This window comes from Legionella sp. PC1000 (assembly GCF_014109805.1).
GTDB lineage: Bacteria > Pseudomonadota > Gammaproteobacteria > Legionellales > Legionellaceae > Legionella > Legionella resiliens.
In genome coordinates this window covers 2,755,558-2,772,533 of record NZ_CP059400.1, presented here as the reverse complement: position 1 = coordinate 2,772,533, position 16,976 = coordinate 2,755,558, and the positions used below count along the sequence as shown (strand labels likewise).

Below are 16,976 nucleotides of genomic sequence, written 5' to 3'. Positions count from 1 at the left end.
ATAGTAGATGGGAAATAATTATGTTTGTTATAGTAATAAGAGGATGTTTTTAAGGATATTTTTATGGATGATAATTTATATAAAGAGGCATTACTCAGGCTCGATAATGCCTCTACTCTCGCTTCTCTTGATCCAGAAGCAGTTGAAAAGTTAAAACATGCGAAAGCATGCCTTGAGGTGGCGATACCAGTACGAATGGACGATGGGCAATTAAAAATATTTACCGGTTATCGTGTCCATCATAATTCTATACGGGGCCCCACTAAAGGAGGCATTCGCTTCCATCCAGAAGTGAGTCTTTCTGAAATAAAAGCTTTAGCTTTCTGGATGACCATTAAGTGTGCTGTAGTTGGTATACCTTTTGGTGGCGCAAAAGGTGGCGTTATTGTTCATCCGAAACAATTATCACGCCTTGAATTAGAAAGATTAAGCCGAAGTTACATTACATCCATAGCAGATTTTATTGGACCTGATTTAGATATTCCTGCCCCTGATATGTATACAAACGCTATGATTATGGGATGGATGATGGATGAATACTCTAAAATTGTCCGTCAAGCAACACCGGCTGTAATTACAGGGAAACCTTTACCGTTGGGTGGAAGCCAGGGCCGGGAAAATGCTACAGGTTTAGGTGCTTATTATTGTATTAAAGAACTGGAAAAAATAAAAAAATGGCATCCTCAAAAAATGCGCGTAGCTATTCAAGGTTTTGGAAACGCCGCACAACCTTTAGCGCAATTGTTACATCAAGATGGTTATAAACTTGTAGCAGTGAGTGATTCCAGAGGTGGTATATACCGGGCACAAGGCTTTGATATTTCAAGTATTATTTATGCAAAAAACAAATTTGAACAGGTCCAAGCCGTCTACTGTGAAGATTCAGTTTGCCAAATGGTTAAAGCAACTCAGATAACTAATGAAGAACTTTTAGAATTAAAGGTTGATATTTTAATTTTGGCGGCACTGGAAAACCAAATAACTAAAGAAAATGCGGAAAGGATAAAAGCACCTATCATTATTGAGGTTGCTAATGGACCTACTACAGCAGATGCCGATGATATTCTAAAGAGAAAAGATATTCTCGTCGTGCCTGACGTTTTAGCTAATGCAGGCGGGGTAACGGTAAGTTATTTTGAATGGGTTCAGAATAAATCAGGTTACTATTGGACCTTAGCACAGGTCCAAAGACGTTTGCGGGCTATCATATCAAGAGAATTTAACAAAGTTTTTGAGTTACAGGAAGCTTATCAAGTTGACCAGCGTACTGCTGCTTATATTCATGCATTAAATCGACAGGCGGAAGCTGTCGCAGCCCAAGGGACTCATGATTATTTTTCCGAGTCTTATTGAAAAAATCTATTTCTGGATACTCTATGAAACGTTGACTAAAATATGCGCGTGCTCATGTATTAATTTGGTACTATCTACTTCTCTAAAAAATCATTATTAGGGATTGTTTTAACTGCAAAGGTCGCGTTTTTATTTGCAAGAAAATATGACTGCGTAATTGATGATAGGCTCCGTTTCGATTTAATACAGCTTGTACGGATTGGAGTTAGATTACATTACTAATGTAATCTAACAAATAATCACTCATGAAAACCGCATTTATATCCCATAATACAAGTTGGGACTCTACACCAATTGAGGGGCACTCAGATTTAACAGCACAGCACCCTGACACGAGTTCTGTAATTGGGAAAGACCCCGATATAATTTGTAACCGATGTCTTCGGAATAGACCACGGTTTTGTAAAGCAGTTATAATTGGCCTTGGGCAGTGAAAGCAGTGTAGATCAATTGAATTTATTTTTTTAATGCAATCGCTATGTCAAAGACATAGCTTTGATCGGTAAAAATTCATAATTGACTAGGTTTGGAAATCAGGTGAAAATCAGAATGTATTTGACGACTTTAAGCGGGGGTGGTCTGTAAGAAACCAGGGATGGAAAGATTGAGTAATCACTATGCCTGAAATACCTATAGAAATAGTTAACCTTTCTGGAAATGCTGGCTTTAGAGAAGGGATTATCAATGGAAATATTGAAGGCTCCATTAGAGCAGGTGTGACAGTTAGCGCCCATCTCTGTCACGGCATCAATTTAGGCCTGGATGGAGAGATAATAGGTCAAATCCTGGGCAACATGGATGTTCTTTTCATCGGAGCACAGGCCAAAGGGAATGTTTCTGCTGCTGCCGGTGCAAGGGCTCTGGTCCGGTTGGAACCCAATCTCCTGGAAAAGCTGGGACTATCAATTTACCTTGGAGCTTACGCCAGGGCGATGGCGTCTGGAAGTCTTGCCATTTACCTGACCCCAGAGTTTTTCTCACAGCAGATTCAAAATCACCTGGATGATTTTACCGCAGATATTTTTCTCATATTTTTGGAAGAAGTCAAAGCAGAAGTGGGGGTGTGGGGGCGAATTGCCTTTTCTGCAATGGCAGAGGGAAATGTCAACATCGTTTGTGATATTAAAAAACTCAGTGCTGGATTTGAGATCTCTGGCGGGTATAAATACGGGCTTAAGGCAGGAGCTGGATATGACTTCTATTGTGATGCGGGCTTTAAAGATTTGCGCAGAGCGGTTAATCGGTCATCCATTCGGGTCAGTTCAGAAATTAAAAAGTATATTCTCAAATCCGATATCTCTAATAAATACCTGCTTGCAGAATGTTTCGATTTCAGCTTTCCCTTACTGGTATTGATATCCTACGATCTCGGTCACAAAAGTGTGGAACGCGGAGAGTTTATCAGTAAACAAGACGTTGCCGGAGTTGTGTTTACCAATTTTATCGCTAACCTCCAGCGTTATGCGGTTGATAAGATAATTGAATCGGCAGTCAGCAGTCTTACCAATGAATTTTCTAAGATCTATTACAAAGTTTTTAACATCCAGCTTGGCGATCCTGAGAAAGCGGATCTGGAAGAGTCCATAAATCGCCTAGTCGATACTCTGCGCAAAGATGACCTGCGACTGACAGACTTAAACGTGTTCATCACTGAAGCGTTCAATATCATAGATATTTTGGACAGTGGCGCATTGGATGGCTTCAAAAGACCGCTGACTCTATTTTGGGCAAGTAGTGTTATCGGGTTTGAGATCAAACAACTTCTGAGCCTTTACTCAACTGAAATCGGAATTGGCTCTACGATAGTCGGTGAAGCGAGAACATCCATACAGTACTCAAATCTTCCATCAGCCCCCGAATTCATAAAAGAAGAAATCAGTTTGACGCTCAATGAAAGCGTTATCGAAGTGGATATCAGTCTCGCAGTAGATTATTTGGTGGAAGTGGGAATAGCTAATGTAGCAAATCAAATCTTTCCTGAACTGGAGGATTTCAAACAGTATTTCGAATCCAATTTCGACCTTACTTTTGGGGAAATTTTCGAAGATGCATTACGCGGCTTAAAAGGAGAAGGTAATCTTTCTACTTATCATTCTTATCAGGCAATTAAGGGCTTGGTCAAAACCCAATTCGTCGAACAGTTGATCATGGGTGAACTGCTTCCTCAAATTACCAATGATATTGGCAATGAGTATTTATATCAATATACCGAGGAAGTCATCCGTCCTTCAATTTACCTGTTTTCTGAATTTGTTTTTAAAAAACTGGACAATTTCCTCATCGAGGACCTGAATGGTATAACTAACCTGCCACAATTTGTGAATGGCATATCATCAGGCTGTGGCGTAGTGGTTTATACTGTGCTTGCCAGAAATATTGCGTTTTTTGATCAGATTATAAACGACTTTATCCTGGATTATACCTATCAGGGTTTTGATTATATGGGAACCCGTTTGAACAATCCGCAGGATCCCTTCTTTATCCATTGCAAGAATTTATTCTCACAAACCTTTCCGAACTTATCTAATCTCAATGATCATGTGGAAGCATTACGCCAATTGTTGCTGGACCTGACCTACGCGTTTAAGGAAATAAGCGGCCCGACCATTTTTACCTCAGAGCGTAGAAACACTATGCGGGTATTAAAAAGAGATATTTTGTTATCCACGGCGGGAAGTATCGATTATTCAGAATCCCCTGATCCTTATATCGAAAAGCTGCTGGATTGCGGCTTTATTCCAAACATTGAGCTGGTCAGAGAATTAGGCAATCTTTTGCTCAAAATCAATGTGGAAGCATTCAGCGTTTTCATCGAAAAGGTGATACCGGCACTTGGAGATTTTTTCCTAACACTGAGTCTGCCTGCTCTGACTAAACTCAAATCCGACCTCCTGTCCTATATAAAACAATTATCTTTCGCGGCAAAAAAGGCCTTGGATGCATACAATCAATTGAGTGATTACATAGATGATTATATCATAGACATATTGATCGGAATTGACACTCTGATTGACGATTTTAAAACCGCATTCGAGGAACACCCGGACACCTGGGCGGAATTGATCAAAGCCAATATTCATTATCACCATGTCGAATCGATCAAACAATCCATTCCAGCTGGAGCAACAAGGGATGGAGCCATCCTAACGTTCGAGAATACGGTTTGGCCGGTGGAGTCTGCAATTCTGGACACTGCCATTACGGCCGGAAGCACCACCTTAAAAACTTCTGTCAATACAATGGCAGAGAACGTGGATGAGAGTACAGATATCGCGGAGGAAATGATCGCTTTGAAACAAACCGTTGAAGATGCCATTATTGATGGTCTCATTGGCTTTGTTTTAAAACCCATTGACGAAACGGCTACTGAGCTGCTAAACGCATTGATTCCTGAATCGATGTTGATCAAAATTGAGGAATACCTGATCGCACGCAGGGATAAAAAAGAGCTGGAAAGACAGCAACTGAATCATGAACAAGAACTGGCTTTTCTAGAAGCAGAAAAGAACAAAACCAAAGCTAAATACGACAGAAATAACTTTAACCCCTTGGTGGAACTTGAAGTGAGTGATCCAGTAAGAGGATTTCCGTTTATTTACCCCAAGGAGATCACACTGCGTATGAGATTAAAAAATGGAAACCACGATATGGTATCCGATCCGTCCTCGAGGAGAATACAAGTCACGCTCAACTCCGTTCCAATCACACTAAGCGCTTCGAATTGGTCCCAATTGGGCAATGACATGGTATTGGAGAAAATACTGGATGAAACTGAAGACGGATTGAATATCCTGGAAGTGAGCTGGATCAAAGCAGACGGTAGTGAGGGCACCATACGAGAAACCATTCCATTTGTTGTTAATGCAGAAGCCCATTATAAGAGGGCTAATTTTGACGTGTCGATTGAAAGTGATCCTGCGGGACCTGATGTAGAGGCAGAGCATGTGGCGTTTATTTATAGGGGCAGTTCAGATCTGGAGGTGCAAGGATGGCTGCTACAGGATAAAGCCGGCCACAAATATGTTCTACCTCAATTTACTCTGCGCCCGGATGATCATTTGAGAATCTATACCGGAGGCAACATTAACCTTAATAAAATTAACAAGACCCGTAAGAATAAGCTGCTCTTCATGGGCAGGAAAAAAGCAGTGTGGAATAATGAAGGAGATACAATGTACCTGACAGACAAGGACAATGTATTAATATATCAATACGCATATTTACCGGAATAATCGAACATTATGGTTGCCACTAATCCATTTGCAGAATTGATGGAATTGCTGCAAAAACTTTTGGATACGATCGGTATGGCTGATGAGCCATCTGAAGAAAGCCGGATTCTCTTTGAAATGCTGGAGAATGCCCTGAATAATAACCTTCTCAATGATTTTCTGGAAGCCGCCAGTCAGTCTGGAAAAACCCTGGATGACATTTTAAGATCAGTCATTATTGCTCACTCCCGTCAGTTATTGGAAGATTTAGTAAGGAAATGGATAGAATTAGAAAAGCCGATAAGCGAATTTTTACAAGCAGTAAAGGACGTTCATCAGGAGGCATTGGATGAAGTATGTAACTATATGATTAGTTTCGTCGCCCGGAAAATGACTGCTGCCGAGATCGCTACCGCTCAGTTGATTTTTGGTTCCTCGCTGGAATATGACACGATTTACTTTTCTGAAGTGGGGACGGCAAATGCGATCATTTTCGGCGTCCAGGATTTTTTCACCAACAACCCAAGCTCCAGGCCATTTGTCACGTTCAAGCTTGTCAATCATGATCTGGATGACGGCCCAATGACTGATCGGACGATGATCCATGAGCTAACCCATGTCTGGCAATACCAGGAAGCTGGTCCGATATATATGATACAGGCTATTCATGCTCAAACATTGGGAGCTGGATACAATTACGGATACACGACGGGTTCAGGCGCTACTGGTTATATCAATGGTGACGGCGCAGGCCCCGACCTGACGCAAGCGATCACTAATAATCCTGGATTGACTCCTGCTGAGGTGTTTGAATTATTCAATCGAGAACAACAGGCTCAGATCATTATGCATTACTACCAGAGAAAGTATGTTGAATCCCCACCTTTAAATGTGGGGCCGTGGCAACCCTTTCAAAATGTTGTATTCACACCGCTCTAAAAAAAGAGGATTAACTCAACATGCATGTCGTAAAGTAATTCCTACATTCTTGGATATGCTTGTTGAATTGAAGCAGAGCGCATTTAAAGCATTAGCCTCGTTAGGAAAAACACTAGATGCCTGGAAAGATGAGGTCGCCAGAATGTGGCGGTTTAGTAAATCTAATGGAATAACAGAAGGGTTCCATCGCAAAATGAAACTCATTCAGCGAAGAGCTTATGGTTTTAGAAATTTTGAAAATTACAGGGTGCGTGTTAAGGTGCTCTGCGGGTGATTATAGCTGCCCCCTTAAATGGGAAAGAGCCGAAAGAGCCCATTAAATTGGCGCGCTTGGAGGGACTCGAACCCCCGACACCTTGGTTCGAAGCCCGGTAATTGAAAATTAAATCATTGAATTTATTATATAATTAAATGTCACCACCCACTACAATTGCAGTACAGTGCATAACAGCACTGTACTGATCCCCACAAAATCCCCACAGTCAAAATTAGCAAGAGTAGTCGAATAAAAAGGCCGACGTCATTTGTCAGTGGTACCCGAGGCTGTATTTTAAAGCCTAATCGGATTTTCTATTAGGCATTAGGTTTTTATCGGTCAAAAAAGAATGATTTATGATCCTGTACAGTGACTCCATCACTGTTCGACTAAGCGTTTGGTGATACAACAAATACACTTTTGGTAAAAGCTTCATCTGAATCCAATGGACCTCCGCTGATTGAACTCTTGCTAAGTGTAATTTCCTTTAAAATTGATGATCACATATCCTTTTTGACCATCGCTGTTTTCGATTGTTAGTGTAAATTATTTCACAATCAGTTTTACAGTAACAATAATTCGCGATGGTTTAATTTATCTGCTAGTCTAAAATTATATGTTGTAATCATATGGAGATGATCATGAATCAGGACTATTTACAGAATTGGACTAGGATGGCAGGTGAAATGCAAAAACCATTTCAAGAAATGCTGGCGCTTAATGTTAAAACATTACAAGGCTTAAAGTATTTAACGCTTGAAGAAATGTCCTCTGTGAAACAGCCTGGAGAATTACTGGATAAACAGGTTAAGCTTATGATGGAAAATAGTCATATGATTCTAGATTATGTAACAAAATCATTTCAACTTTTTGAATATGCTCTTTTATCGCACTCAAAACAATTTAAAGAAAATGCCGTTCAATCAATTAAAAACTCAGGTGCTGAGCCGTCTAAAAATCGGAAGACTGTCTCTGAAATAATAACGAAAACGGTGAAACCTTCAGAGCGTAAGAAAACTGCAAATAAAAATAAAATTGCTGTGACTAAGAATACCTTGATGAAATCAAAAGATAAAACCGCATCCAATAGGATACCCATACAAAATAAAGTTAAGCCAGAACAAAAAACAATGGAGTCTACGCGTAAACAGGATGTATCTGCTCGCAAAAGCGCTTTGCCAGAAAGCAAGAAAGATATACCCGCGCGCAAAACGGTCCTGTCAGAGAGGCAAAAGGTTATCTCAATAAATAAACCTATCATTTCGAGCGAGAGACAAAAAGATGCGCCAGTGCTCAGTAAGGCTATTTCTGATAAAAAGGAAGATAGGCTAAAAACCAGGATGACGAAATTAGAGCGTAAGATGGGAATGCCAGAACCAGGAAAGGGTTTATTATTAAATGAGATGAGTATACTGGATGACTCAACGAGTAATCTACCTGTCATTCAGAATAGTATATCTGAGCATCATACAAGTCAGTCCGAGCATCCCTTAACCGAGCAGGAAGGTAAGGGGAAAAATCCTTTTAAACAGTAAATAGCAAAAGATGCATAGGGTTTGTTGATCTCATTGGTTTCACAAATTTTGTTGTTTTGATACTCATTTTAATTGGTGTGTTGCCAACATGGGGCCATAGTAGAGAGTGGGGGTATGGTCCATCAGGAATTATAGGGACTATTTTAATAATTTTTTTAATCCTATCTTTGTTAGGTCGTGTATAGTTTGAGTCAAGAAGCCATAACTATGGCAACGAATCAAAAATATCCTATTTTTGGTAACCTTTATTTTGAGGCAACTCACCAATCGATGCGAAACTCAGATACAGAATTAAGTTGCTATATTATAGTTAAGACAAAAATGAAACCCACTCCCTAAGACAACTAAAACATGAAAGACTTCATGATATCCAAAGACTTTAGGAAAGGGATCCGGCCACTTAAAAGCATAGATCAAGGCCCCTAGTGTATAGGTAACTCCTCCTATGACTAAGAACTGGATATTTGTTGTGTCTAGCGAAGACTTAATTTCAGGAAAATAGAGAATGCCAATCCAACCCGTTGTAACATAAAGAAGCGCTCTAACCCATTTGGGTACGTGAGTCCATATGGTAGTCGTTAAAAGTCCAATTAGTGCAACTAGCCAAAAGACGGATAAAAGCTGCAATCCAGATGCGTTCTTTAACTTAAGTAGGCAAATGGGAGTTGCTGATCCTGCGATTAAAATAAAAATAGCGGCATGATCAATGCGTCTCAGTAATAAATATTTTTGCCGAGTCCACATGCGGGTATGATAAAGCGCGCTCACACCATATTGTCCAATAAGACTTACACTATATATAATACTGGCAACAATGGCATAATCCCCTTTGCTATAAAGGACTAGTATAGTGCATGCACAAAGAGCGATAAAAAATGCTGCTAGATGTATGTATCCACGTGCAAGAGGTTTCATACTTAATAGTCTACAACTTATTTAAATTTTTAAGCAAGGGCTTGAGGGACTGCTCCCAAAAATAAATCCAAATTCTCTTTAATTCTAAAGACAAAGAAAAAATAGAGTCACTACTCCATCATTTATCCAGACATGGAAAGGAAAATACTATGGGCTTCACCTAATGGGGCTAACCTTCAACGCAAAGTTACGAAGAATCAAATAGTAGTCTAGAATTAATGAAAGCTCGTTTAAGTTAATAACATCAATCCATCGTTAATACTAGGAGAAATATAATGAAGAAAATGGAATGTTCGAAGATCACCTGTCTCTGGACGCTTCGCTTTGAAGTGCTAGGTGTTATCCTATTGGTTATCGCAACCGGTTTAACTATCTCTACCCACAGTAGTCTTGGAATAGTCGCATTATTTGCTGCAGGAGTTGTTTTATGTCTGTTTAATAAGCTGTGTTGTTATGTTTGCCCATCAAAACACTTATCTTGCCCTGTTTGTGATATGCCTCATTCTTATCACTCAGAAGAACCTGAACAAACACAGGAAAAAGGAGAGAGCGAAGCAAAACAAGCCATGGATAATGAGGGAGGAAATCAAGCTAATAGGACAAAATAATCTTTTCATAGAAAAGTGCTTTTAATTGCAGCGAAATATTTATAGTAGTATCACCTTTCATTTTCATAAAATTACGGCATATAAAACCAACCGATCTAAATGGGAGCAATTATCAGCTATAATTTACTAAGGTGTTTGTAGTTTAATGATTAAATTGAAAATGCGGCTTCTGGTTAACAAACAAGGAGTATAAAATGCCTATTGGAGTTTTGTTTTGGGTTCTGATGTTCGTTTGGTTACTTTTCGGATTATATTGGCATCGAACTGAGTTTTCTCGTGGCAACTATGGTATCGTCGGCGGCAATATATTGTTATTCATTTTATTAGCCATAATAGGCTGGAAAGTTTTTGGCCCCATACTTCATTAGCTCTTGCTCTAAGAGTTCAGTGATGAGATACGACGAAGAAAATGCCTTATCAATTAAGGATTTTGTAATCCTTAACGGAGTAGCTTATCCATGATTTGAAACATGCTTTTAGACGAAGACTTCGAGCCGCTGGTGTTAGTTATGAGGATAGGCAGGATTTGTTAGGACATCGTTCTGGCAGGATCACCACTCATTATTCTCAAGCAGAATTAAGTAATCTATTGGACGCTCGAATTTAATTATCCAAGCCGAAGTGAGTAAAGAGCTTAAGTAAAAAAGGTGAGGTCCATACAATCCCCACAGTGTGGAATTAGAGCAATAGTCTAATTTAAAAAAAGATTCATGCCCCCGGAAATGGGGAAGAGCCTATAATTTGTAACCGATGTCTTCGGAATAGACCGATTTTAAATGGCGCGCTCGGAGGGACTCGAACCCCCGACACCTTGGTTCGAAGCCAAGTACTCTATCCAGCTGAGCTACGAGCGCAATGGGGTATAGATTTAATATTTTGCCGCTTGCTTTCTGGTTAATATTTGATTAGTTACCAGATTGGTGGGCCGTATAGGATTCGAACCTATGACACAGAGGTTAAAAGCCTCCTGCTCTACCACCTGAGCTAACGGCCCGCAGGACAAAATATTTTTTAAAACTGTACTCTAAAACTGGTGGGCCGTATAGGATTCGAACCTATGACACAGAGGTTAAAAGCCTCCTGCTCTACCACCTGAGCTAACGGCCCTAAAGAGGCTGGAATAATACCGGATTAGCACAGAATTTCAAGTCTTTTTATGATGTTTCTATTATTTTTGTCATTTTTAAGGGCACAAATGCTTTTTTTATACAAATTGACGCTTTATAAAAAATAAAATTCTTGAGTTAATTGGGTTTGAAAATAAAGATCTTTTTCTGTAGCCAGAATAGTCCAGCTTTGTATTTTTAGTTTATCAGCAAGAATTGCACCCTTGTCTGCTGAAGTAATAAGCAGTAAAACATCTGCACCTAAAGCCCCACAACCCTTGATTGCCAATATCTCCGGATATTGTTTAAACTCACTGATAAATTTTAAACTGTGTTCTGCTACCAAATTTAACTCTGCTAATTTTTGATGATAGCTATTAATGGCGGTAATCAATTTTTTGGAATCAATCTTTTCAAATGCTTGTTTTGCTTCATCTACTAAAAAAGATAAATAATCGATTTGATCTGGAAGGGCAGAGTCTTGTAAATGATGGTGAGTAGCAAGTTTCATCCCGGTATGGATGAGGAAAAACGACAAATCTTTAAAGGGCCAATTATAAGACTTTATCGTTTTTTGTTGTTTATTTATGTACACACATCCTTGTTGTGACTGTGCTATGACATCATATCCACTAGGCCTCAAGCCTTTTCCGAACCATGATGATTTATAATAAGCACTTAGCATTTTATTTAAATCAGGCAGTGTGTTATTTACGAAGCAACCCGCTAAATAGCTTGCTAAAAATTGTGCACTGGAGGCGCCTAATCCTCCACGGCCTGCATAAGGATCATGCCATAAAAGACCTTGCCCAGAGTTTTGTTGTAACCACCAAAGTCCAGCTGGGGATTCAGGGTGAATTCCAGCCAACTTTTCTTGAGTTGTTAATGTAAGCTCAAAACAGGGAGCAGTCATTAGAAGCAGTGCAGATGCTTCAGCTAAAGCAGCGTATTCACCCAGTAAAAAGGTTTTTGCGGGAATTGACCATTTCATACAGCAATCGGTGTTTGTCTGATTTTAGCTAATAAATCATGAGCATTGTTAAGACTAATTCTTTTATGTAAATCCAACCATTTTTGTAAATGCTCTTTAAGTACCGGCATTTCATTTTCATTGGCACCTGCTGCCAAAAGCAGATTATCAATGTGTAATTTCATATGGCCCTGAATAATACCTTCAGTACATAATGCCTTAATTGCACCCAAATTTTGTACCAGGCCTACTGCAGCAATGACTTGAGCTAATTGATTGGCTGAAGAAATATTCATCATGCGTAAACACATTTTTGCAGTAGGGTGCAATGAAGTAACACCGCCTATAGTTCCTACAATAATCGGTGCGGTAAGTTGTCCTGTGAGTATTCCATCGTGATAGCGCCAACGTGTAATGGCTTGATACTGTCCTTGGCGAGCGGCATAGGCATGTACCCCTGCTTCAACTGCACGCCAGTCATTTCCAGTTGCGATTAAAACAGGATCAATGCCATTCATTACCCCTTTGTTATGGGTGGCAGCTCGATAAGGATCCATTTCTGCAAAGAGCGATGCTTCTTGTAGTTTTTGGCCTAGTTCAGAATCAATAGTATGGATCGTCACTTGAGCGGTTGTTAACTTTTGATCATTTAGATTTGACAAAATACACATGGTGACTTCTTCACCAGTTAACTGTTCTATAGGTGTTTTTAAGTATTCAAGAACCTGATTAATAATATTGGCTCCCATGGCGTCACAGCTATTCATAGTTAAATGAATTACGGCCATGTCCTGATTATCCTCTCTTTTGAGCTGACGTAATTGCAAATCCATGACGCCACCACCGCGTTTTACCATGTTATCTGCAACATCTTTATTAGCCTTATTAATCAGATAGGTTCGATTTTCATAAAAAATCTGAGAAAATTTAGAAAAATCTTTAACTTTTGCTAATTGAATTTGGCCCAAAATGCATTCGCCTTGAACCCAGGTTTTTATTTCGCCACATTGTCTGATCCATTTAGCAGATTTAGATAAGGCCGCGATGATGGATGTTTCTTCAACAGCCATTGGGATAACATAGTCTTGACCATTGATATTGAAATTCGTTGCTACGCCTAAAGGAAGCTGAAAATAGCCGATTACATTTTCAATGAGTTTATCTGCTAAATTTAGATCCTTTATGCCACCGCTTTTAAGAAAAGAAATATCTTCAGGGGTTATTGCTCCAAGAGCTAACAAACGCTTAAAACGTTCTTCTCGAGAGAGTTTGGAAAACCCGCGGAATAGCTCATCTGTATTAGAAGATAAAGGCATGCTTTCTCCTTTGAGTAGCCGGCATTGACGCAAGTTTTGTAATGCCATGTTTGCGTTGTTCAAATTGGCTGTAATTTTCTTGCATACCTGATTTTAGTTTCTTGAAAAAAATGAAAGCAATTTTATCATAAAATAGAGAAGCAAACTACCTGAAAATCATAGGTATAATATGATTTTGTTTTATTAGACTCCTTCAAAAACTCTACAACAGGGTAGAATTGCTTTGTCGATGCGGTGCCCGAATCCTCATGTACTGAGATGCACATCCCGGTTCTGCGCGCCACGTCTTCTCGCGGGTCTCTCTGTAGGGAGGTTCCGAATAAGTCTATTTGTCTAAGCTGTCTCCGCATTATTAAAGTGCGGAGGTCTTCTGTAAAGGAATATTCAATCCGGTAAATGATATTAAATTTATCATCATAATCAGTATTTTTTATCTGCTTCATCAATGTATAAATTGTTTAATGTGGAAAGGCATATCCTTTGTCATATAAGTATGCGCTGTTTTTGGTTTTTATGATTCACTAATAATCTAATGATGTTTTTTTGGATCAGGCGATTGTTTTTTAATTTAAATTCCCTGGAGTTTTTTTAACATGAAGTGTAAATTAAGAGCACTTTAATTTGGACTTCATGTGTTAGGAGATGTCATGGGAAAAGATGCTAAGGAAAAAAAAGCTTTTGAATCCGCCTCAAGTATGAGAACAACATACATTGAGCAATTGCAGAAATGTAAATCTGCTGCCCAATTTGAAACTTTTTCAAGTAGATATGAAGAGAAAAAGAGAAAAAATCCTAAGCCTGCTAATTTAACTCCACATCATAACGGAGTTATTCGTGGATTAGATCTACAGATCCAGCAATTAACCGAAGAATTAAATAATAAATTTTATCCAAAAACACCAATTCAATCATTACCAAGAGTTGAAGAAACAGTAAAAAGAGACCCAACGGCCTCATTATCTGAAGCACGCGTTTTAGATGAGTTGTCTCATATTGAAGAGCAGGAGTTAGGCGCTCAAGCCAAAGTTGTTGCAAAAAAAGAGAAAAGTACTTCCCTTACTCAAATTAAAACTGCTGAGGAATCTCCTAAAAATGAGGTGGGAGGGAAGAGGACTCACTCTGTAACAAAGCAAAGTGTGTCCTTTGGAATTCCTGTTGATGATAAAGATAAACCAAAATCCAGGCATGTCACTTGGAATGAAAACCAGCTTCGGGAAAACCAGCATCAGGAGCATGGGGATTCGAGATCAATAAGACATAGAACCAGACAAGTCTCTGAGGTTAAAGACAAATTAAAGACGCTTCATACAAAACAGACAAAATATGACGGGAAGGCTAAAGAGTTTCATAGGAAGAAGGACCAAGAAGGAGAAGTTAAATATCGAAAAGCTGCAAAAGCTGCGGGAAACATTCATTCTCAGATATCCCGATTGGTTGATCAGTACATTCGAGATGGGGATTTAGACGCGTTTAAATTAAATAGCCAAAAAATTCTAGGTGATGAGAAGAATGATGATGTGAAAACATTACGGGCATACCGTGGTTGGTGGGAAAAATTCTTAGACGATTTGGTTGAACTTATAAATTCAGGGCTTACTCGTATGGGTTCTTCAATGCGTGTGCATGAATTATCGATATTTAAACCTGCAACAACCGATGGGGGACACAAAATTAACGATCTAAGTAACGCAATTAGTTCCGTAAAAGCAACCCTTTAATCATTTACAAGAAATAAGTAGTCTGGGTTTGTTCTGCACTCAGACTATATTTTTACCCTACCCGAATATCTTGTTATTGTGTTACCATGTTTTATTGTTTTTTGTTCTTCTAGAATAGTCATATTATTCTTGAGATTATTTTTCAATACACAACACTATGGTACCAAATAGCGCGCAAATCACTTACGATAAGAAACGTGCCAGATTTCACTGTACGGGTGCCTGGTCTGTTTTAAAAATTGAGAATTTATTAGCTCGATTCAATGTAGATGAGCTGCCTAAAACTCAAAAAGTGACTATTAGCGGCAAGGATATCAGTCATTTTGACAGTGCAGGAGCTTTGGCCCTCATTAAATGTATTGACACGCTTGAAGAACGAAAAAATCAGGTTGAACTCACCGATTTTACCGAAACACAACAGCAACTGGTCGATTTAATAAAATCAAAAAAAGACATATTAGGTTATCAAATTCCTTCCCCACCTAAAGAAAATGTGTTTTACCAATTGGGGAAAGAATCTGAGAGCAAATTTCGTCAGGTAGATGGTCTTCTCGCTTTAGTGGGTGATTTGTCTACTAAAATATTTAAAGCATTTGGCAATTGGCGCCGCTTTCAATTACCCAGTATTATTTCAAATATTCACGCTACAGGCGTGACTGCTTTGCCTATTCTGGCTTTGCTTTCTTTTCTAATTGGTGTGGTTTTGGCTTATCAAATGGGATTGCAATTGCAAACATATGGAGCCAATAGCTTTATTGCCTATTTATCTGGAATGGCTATTTTTCGTGAATTTGCACCGTTAATGACAGCAATTATTGTTGCTGGACGAACGAGTTCCGCATTTACAGCGCAAATTGGCAGTATGAAACTCAATGAAGAGGTCGATGCGCTATTAACGATGGGGCTTTCTCCCACTGAATTATTAGTGCTTCCTAAAGTTCTGGGGTTATTGATCGCATTCCCTTTATTGATTTTTTGGTCTGATCTTTTTAGTATCTTAGGTGCAATGATCATGTCCAATAACATGCTGGGCATTAGTTTTGTTGATTTTTTACAACGATTAAGAGACTCTGTTGGAATTTCACAGTTGAATTTAGGTCTTTATAAAGCACCAGCATTTGCATTGTTAATCAGTTTGGTTGGTTGTTATCAGGGGTTTAGGGTTGAAGCCGGTACGGAAAAAAATATTGGAAGCCAAACGACCAGAAGTGTAGTGCAAGCACTATTTCTAATTATTATTGCTGATGCAATTTATTCAGTTATTTATAGCCGGATGCATTTATAGATGAGCGAACCCATTATCGAAATTAAAGGGCTAAAGAATCGTCTCGGAGGTCAATGGGTACACTCCGATGTGAATTTGACTGTAGAAAAAGGAGAAATCCTAGCTATTATTGGTGGTTCTGGGAGTGGAAAAACGACGATATTACGCAGCTTACTGATGTTACTGAAGCCTACGGCAGGTTATATTAAGATATTTGGAAAAGACATTAGTAATCTTGATGCGGAACAATCGTTTTTGCTTCGTCGGCGATGGGGAATGCTTTTTCAGCATAGTGCATTATTTTCATCAATGAATGTGTTGGAAAATGTCATGTTTCCTATGCGAGAATTTACTAATCTGGATTATGAATTTATGTATGAGCTGGCTTTGCTAAAAGTCACTTTAGTAGGCTTGCCCAAAGAAGCTGCGGGTAAATTACCTTCGGAATTGAGTGGTGGAATGCAAAGAAGAGCCGCTGCAGCGCGTGCAATTGCAATGGATCCAGAATTGTTGTTTTTGGATGAGCCAACTACAGGTTTAGATCCACTGAGTGCACGGCTTTTTGATGAGCTGATTGTTTTTTTAAGAGATTCTTTAAAGCTCACTATAGTTATGGTGAGTCATGATATAGAATCTTTAAAACGCACTACAGATCGAGTAGCCTTTATCGGCGATGGAAAAATCTTAAGTGTTGAGCCGATTGATGATTTAATGAAGAATAAGAATAAAATAATTGCGGGTTATTTTAGTAAAATGTAACCTGGGCAATAACTGGAGACAGAATA

At 39.0% G+C, this 16,976-nt stretch carries 13 protein-coding genes, 3 tRNA genes and 2 pseudogenes; 12 read left to right on the top strand and 6 right to left on the bottom strand.

What is annotated here, in order from left to right:
- The first annotated feature begins 63 nt into the window (after positions 1-63).
- The 6 genes and pseudogenes from FOLKNPGA_RS12180 to FOLKNPGA_RS12155 all read left to right on the top strand — a co-directional run bounded on the left by FOLKNPGA_RS12180 (position 64) and on the right by FOLKNPGA_RS12155 (position 8,479).
- The gene (locus FOLKNPGA_RS12180; protein ID WP_182350157.1) at positions 64-1,353 is read left to right on the top strand and encodes a Glu/Leu/Phe/Val dehydrogenase; all 1,290 of its coding nucleotides are present in this window, start codon (positions 64-66) and stop codon (positions 1,351-1,353) included.
- A 617-nt stretch (positions 1,354-1,970) separates the two neighbouring features.
- Entirely contained in the window at positions 1,971-5,585 is a 3,615-nt protein-coding gene (locus FOLKNPGA_RS12175; protein WP_182350156.1) for a lamin tail domain-containing protein, read from the top strand.
- A gap of 9 nt (positions 5,586-5,594) precedes the next feature.
- On the top strand, positions 5,595-6,503 hold the full coding sequence (locus FOLKNPGA_RS12170; RefSeq protein WP_182350155.1) for a hypothetical protein: 909 nt from the start codon (positions 5,595-5,597) through the stop codon (positions 6,501-6,503).
- Positions 6,481-6,777 (top strand): annotated as a pseudogene (locus FOLKNPGA_RS12165) (transposase); the annotation flags it as partial. The gene FOLKNPGA_RS12170 and the pseudogene FOLKNPGA_RS12165, both read left to right, overlap by 23 nt.
- Positions 6,778-7,400: 623 nt before the next feature.
- Positions 7,401-8,294, top strand: coding sequence for a hypothetical protein (locus FOLKNPGA_RS19000; protein ID WP_255465972.1), 894 nt, complete (start codon positions 7,401-7,403; stop codon positions 8,292-8,294).
- A 32-nt stretch (positions 8,295-8,326) separates the two neighbouring features.
- On the top strand, positions 8,327-8,479 hold the full coding sequence (locus FOLKNPGA_RS12155; RefSeq protein WP_182352852.1) for a DUF3309 family protein: 153 nt from the start codon (positions 8,327-8,329) through the stop codon (positions 8,477-8,479).
- 106 nt (positions 8,480-8,585) lie between these two features.
- Here the strand turns inward: FOLKNPGA_RS12155 and FOLKNPGA_RS12150 are convergent, their stop codons facing one another.
- Complete coding sequence (locus FOLKNPGA_RS12150; protein ID WP_182350154.1) at positions 8,586-9,209, bottom strand: hemolysin III family protein; 624 nt, start codon at positions 9,207-9,209, stop codon at positions 8,586-8,588.
- 275 nt (positions 9,210-9,484) lie between these two features.
- On the opposite strand from FOLKNPGA_RS12150, the gene FOLKNPGA_RS12145 reads away from it, so the two are divergent.
- The 3 genes and pseudogenes from FOLKNPGA_RS12145 to FOLKNPGA_RS18995 form a co-directional block, all read left to right on the top strand.
- A complete protein-coding gene (locus FOLKNPGA_RS12145) occupies positions 9,485-9,817 on the top strand; it encodes a hypothetical protein (RefSeq protein WP_182350153.1) in 333 nt (110 codons plus the stop codon).
- A 194-nt stretch (positions 9,818-10,011) separates the two neighbouring features.
- Positions 10,012-10,185 carry a hypothetical protein gene (locus tag FOLKNPGA_RS12140; protein ID WP_182350152.1) on the top strand — a complete coding sequence of 58 codons (174 nt, stop codon included), beginning with the start codon at positions 10,012-10,014 and terminating at the stop codon, positions 10,183-10,185.
- 86 nt (positions 10,186-10,271) lie between these two features.
- Positions 10,272-10,512 (top strand): annotated as a pseudogene (locus tag FOLKNPGA_RS18995) (site-specific integrase); the annotation flags it as partial.
- Between the two features lie 82 nt (positions 10,513-10,594).
- On the opposite strand, the gene FOLKNPGA_RS12135 reads toward FOLKNPGA_RS18995, so the two are convergent.
- The 5 genes from FOLKNPGA_RS12135 to FOLKNPGA_RS12115 all read right to left on the bottom strand — a co-directional run bounded on the left by FOLKNPGA_RS12135 (position 10,595) and on the right by FOLKNPGA_RS12115 (position 13,209).
- A tRNA-Arg gene (locus FOLKNPGA_RS12135) sits at positions 10,595-10,671 on the bottom strand.
- Positions 10,672-10,735: 64 nt separating this feature from the next.
- A tRNA-Lys gene (locus tag FOLKNPGA_RS12130) sits at positions 10,736-10,811 on the bottom strand.
- Positions 10,812-10,848: 37 nt separating this feature from the next.
- Positions 10,849-10,924 (bottom strand) — tRNA-Lys (locus FOLKNPGA_RS12125).
- 114 nt (positions 10,925-11,038) lie between these two features.
- Positions 11,039-11,914, bottom strand: coding sequence for a hypothetical protein (locus FOLKNPGA_RS12120; protein WP_182350151.1), 876 nt, complete (start codon positions 11,912-11,914; stop codon positions 11,039-11,041).
- Complete coding sequence (locus tag FOLKNPGA_RS12115) at positions 11,911-13,209, bottom strand: hydroxymethylglutaryl-CoA reductase, degradative (RefSeq protein WP_182350150.1); 1,299 nt, start codon at positions 13,207-13,209, stop codon at positions 11,911-11,913. Before FOLKNPGA_RS12115 ends, FOLKNPGA_RS12120 begins: the two co-directional genes overlap by 4 nt.
- Positions 13,210-13,856: 647 nt before the next feature.
- Between FOLKNPGA_RS12115 and FOLKNPGA_RS12110 the strand changes: the two genes are divergently transcribed.
- From FOLKNPGA_RS12110 to FOLKNPGA_RS12100, 3 genes are all read left to right on the top strand, one after another.
- A complete protein-coding gene (locus tag FOLKNPGA_RS12110) occupies positions 13,857-14,927 on the top strand; it encodes a hypothetical protein (RefSeq protein ID WP_182350149.1) in 1,071 nt (356 codons plus the stop codon).
- Between the two features lie 157 nt (positions 14,928-15,084).
- Positions 15,085-16,212 (top strand): ABC transporter permease, encoded by a 1,128-nt coding sequence (locus tag FOLKNPGA_RS12105; protein ID WP_182350148.1) that lies wholly within the window; start codon positions 15,085-15,087, stop codon positions 16,210-16,212.
- Positions 16,213-16,950, top strand: a complete 738-nt coding sequence (locus FOLKNPGA_RS12100) for an ABC transporter ATP-binding protein (RefSeq protein WP_182350147.1) — start codon at positions 16,213-16,215, stop codon at positions 16,948-16,950.
- Positions 16,951-16,976 lie beyond the last annotated feature (26 nt).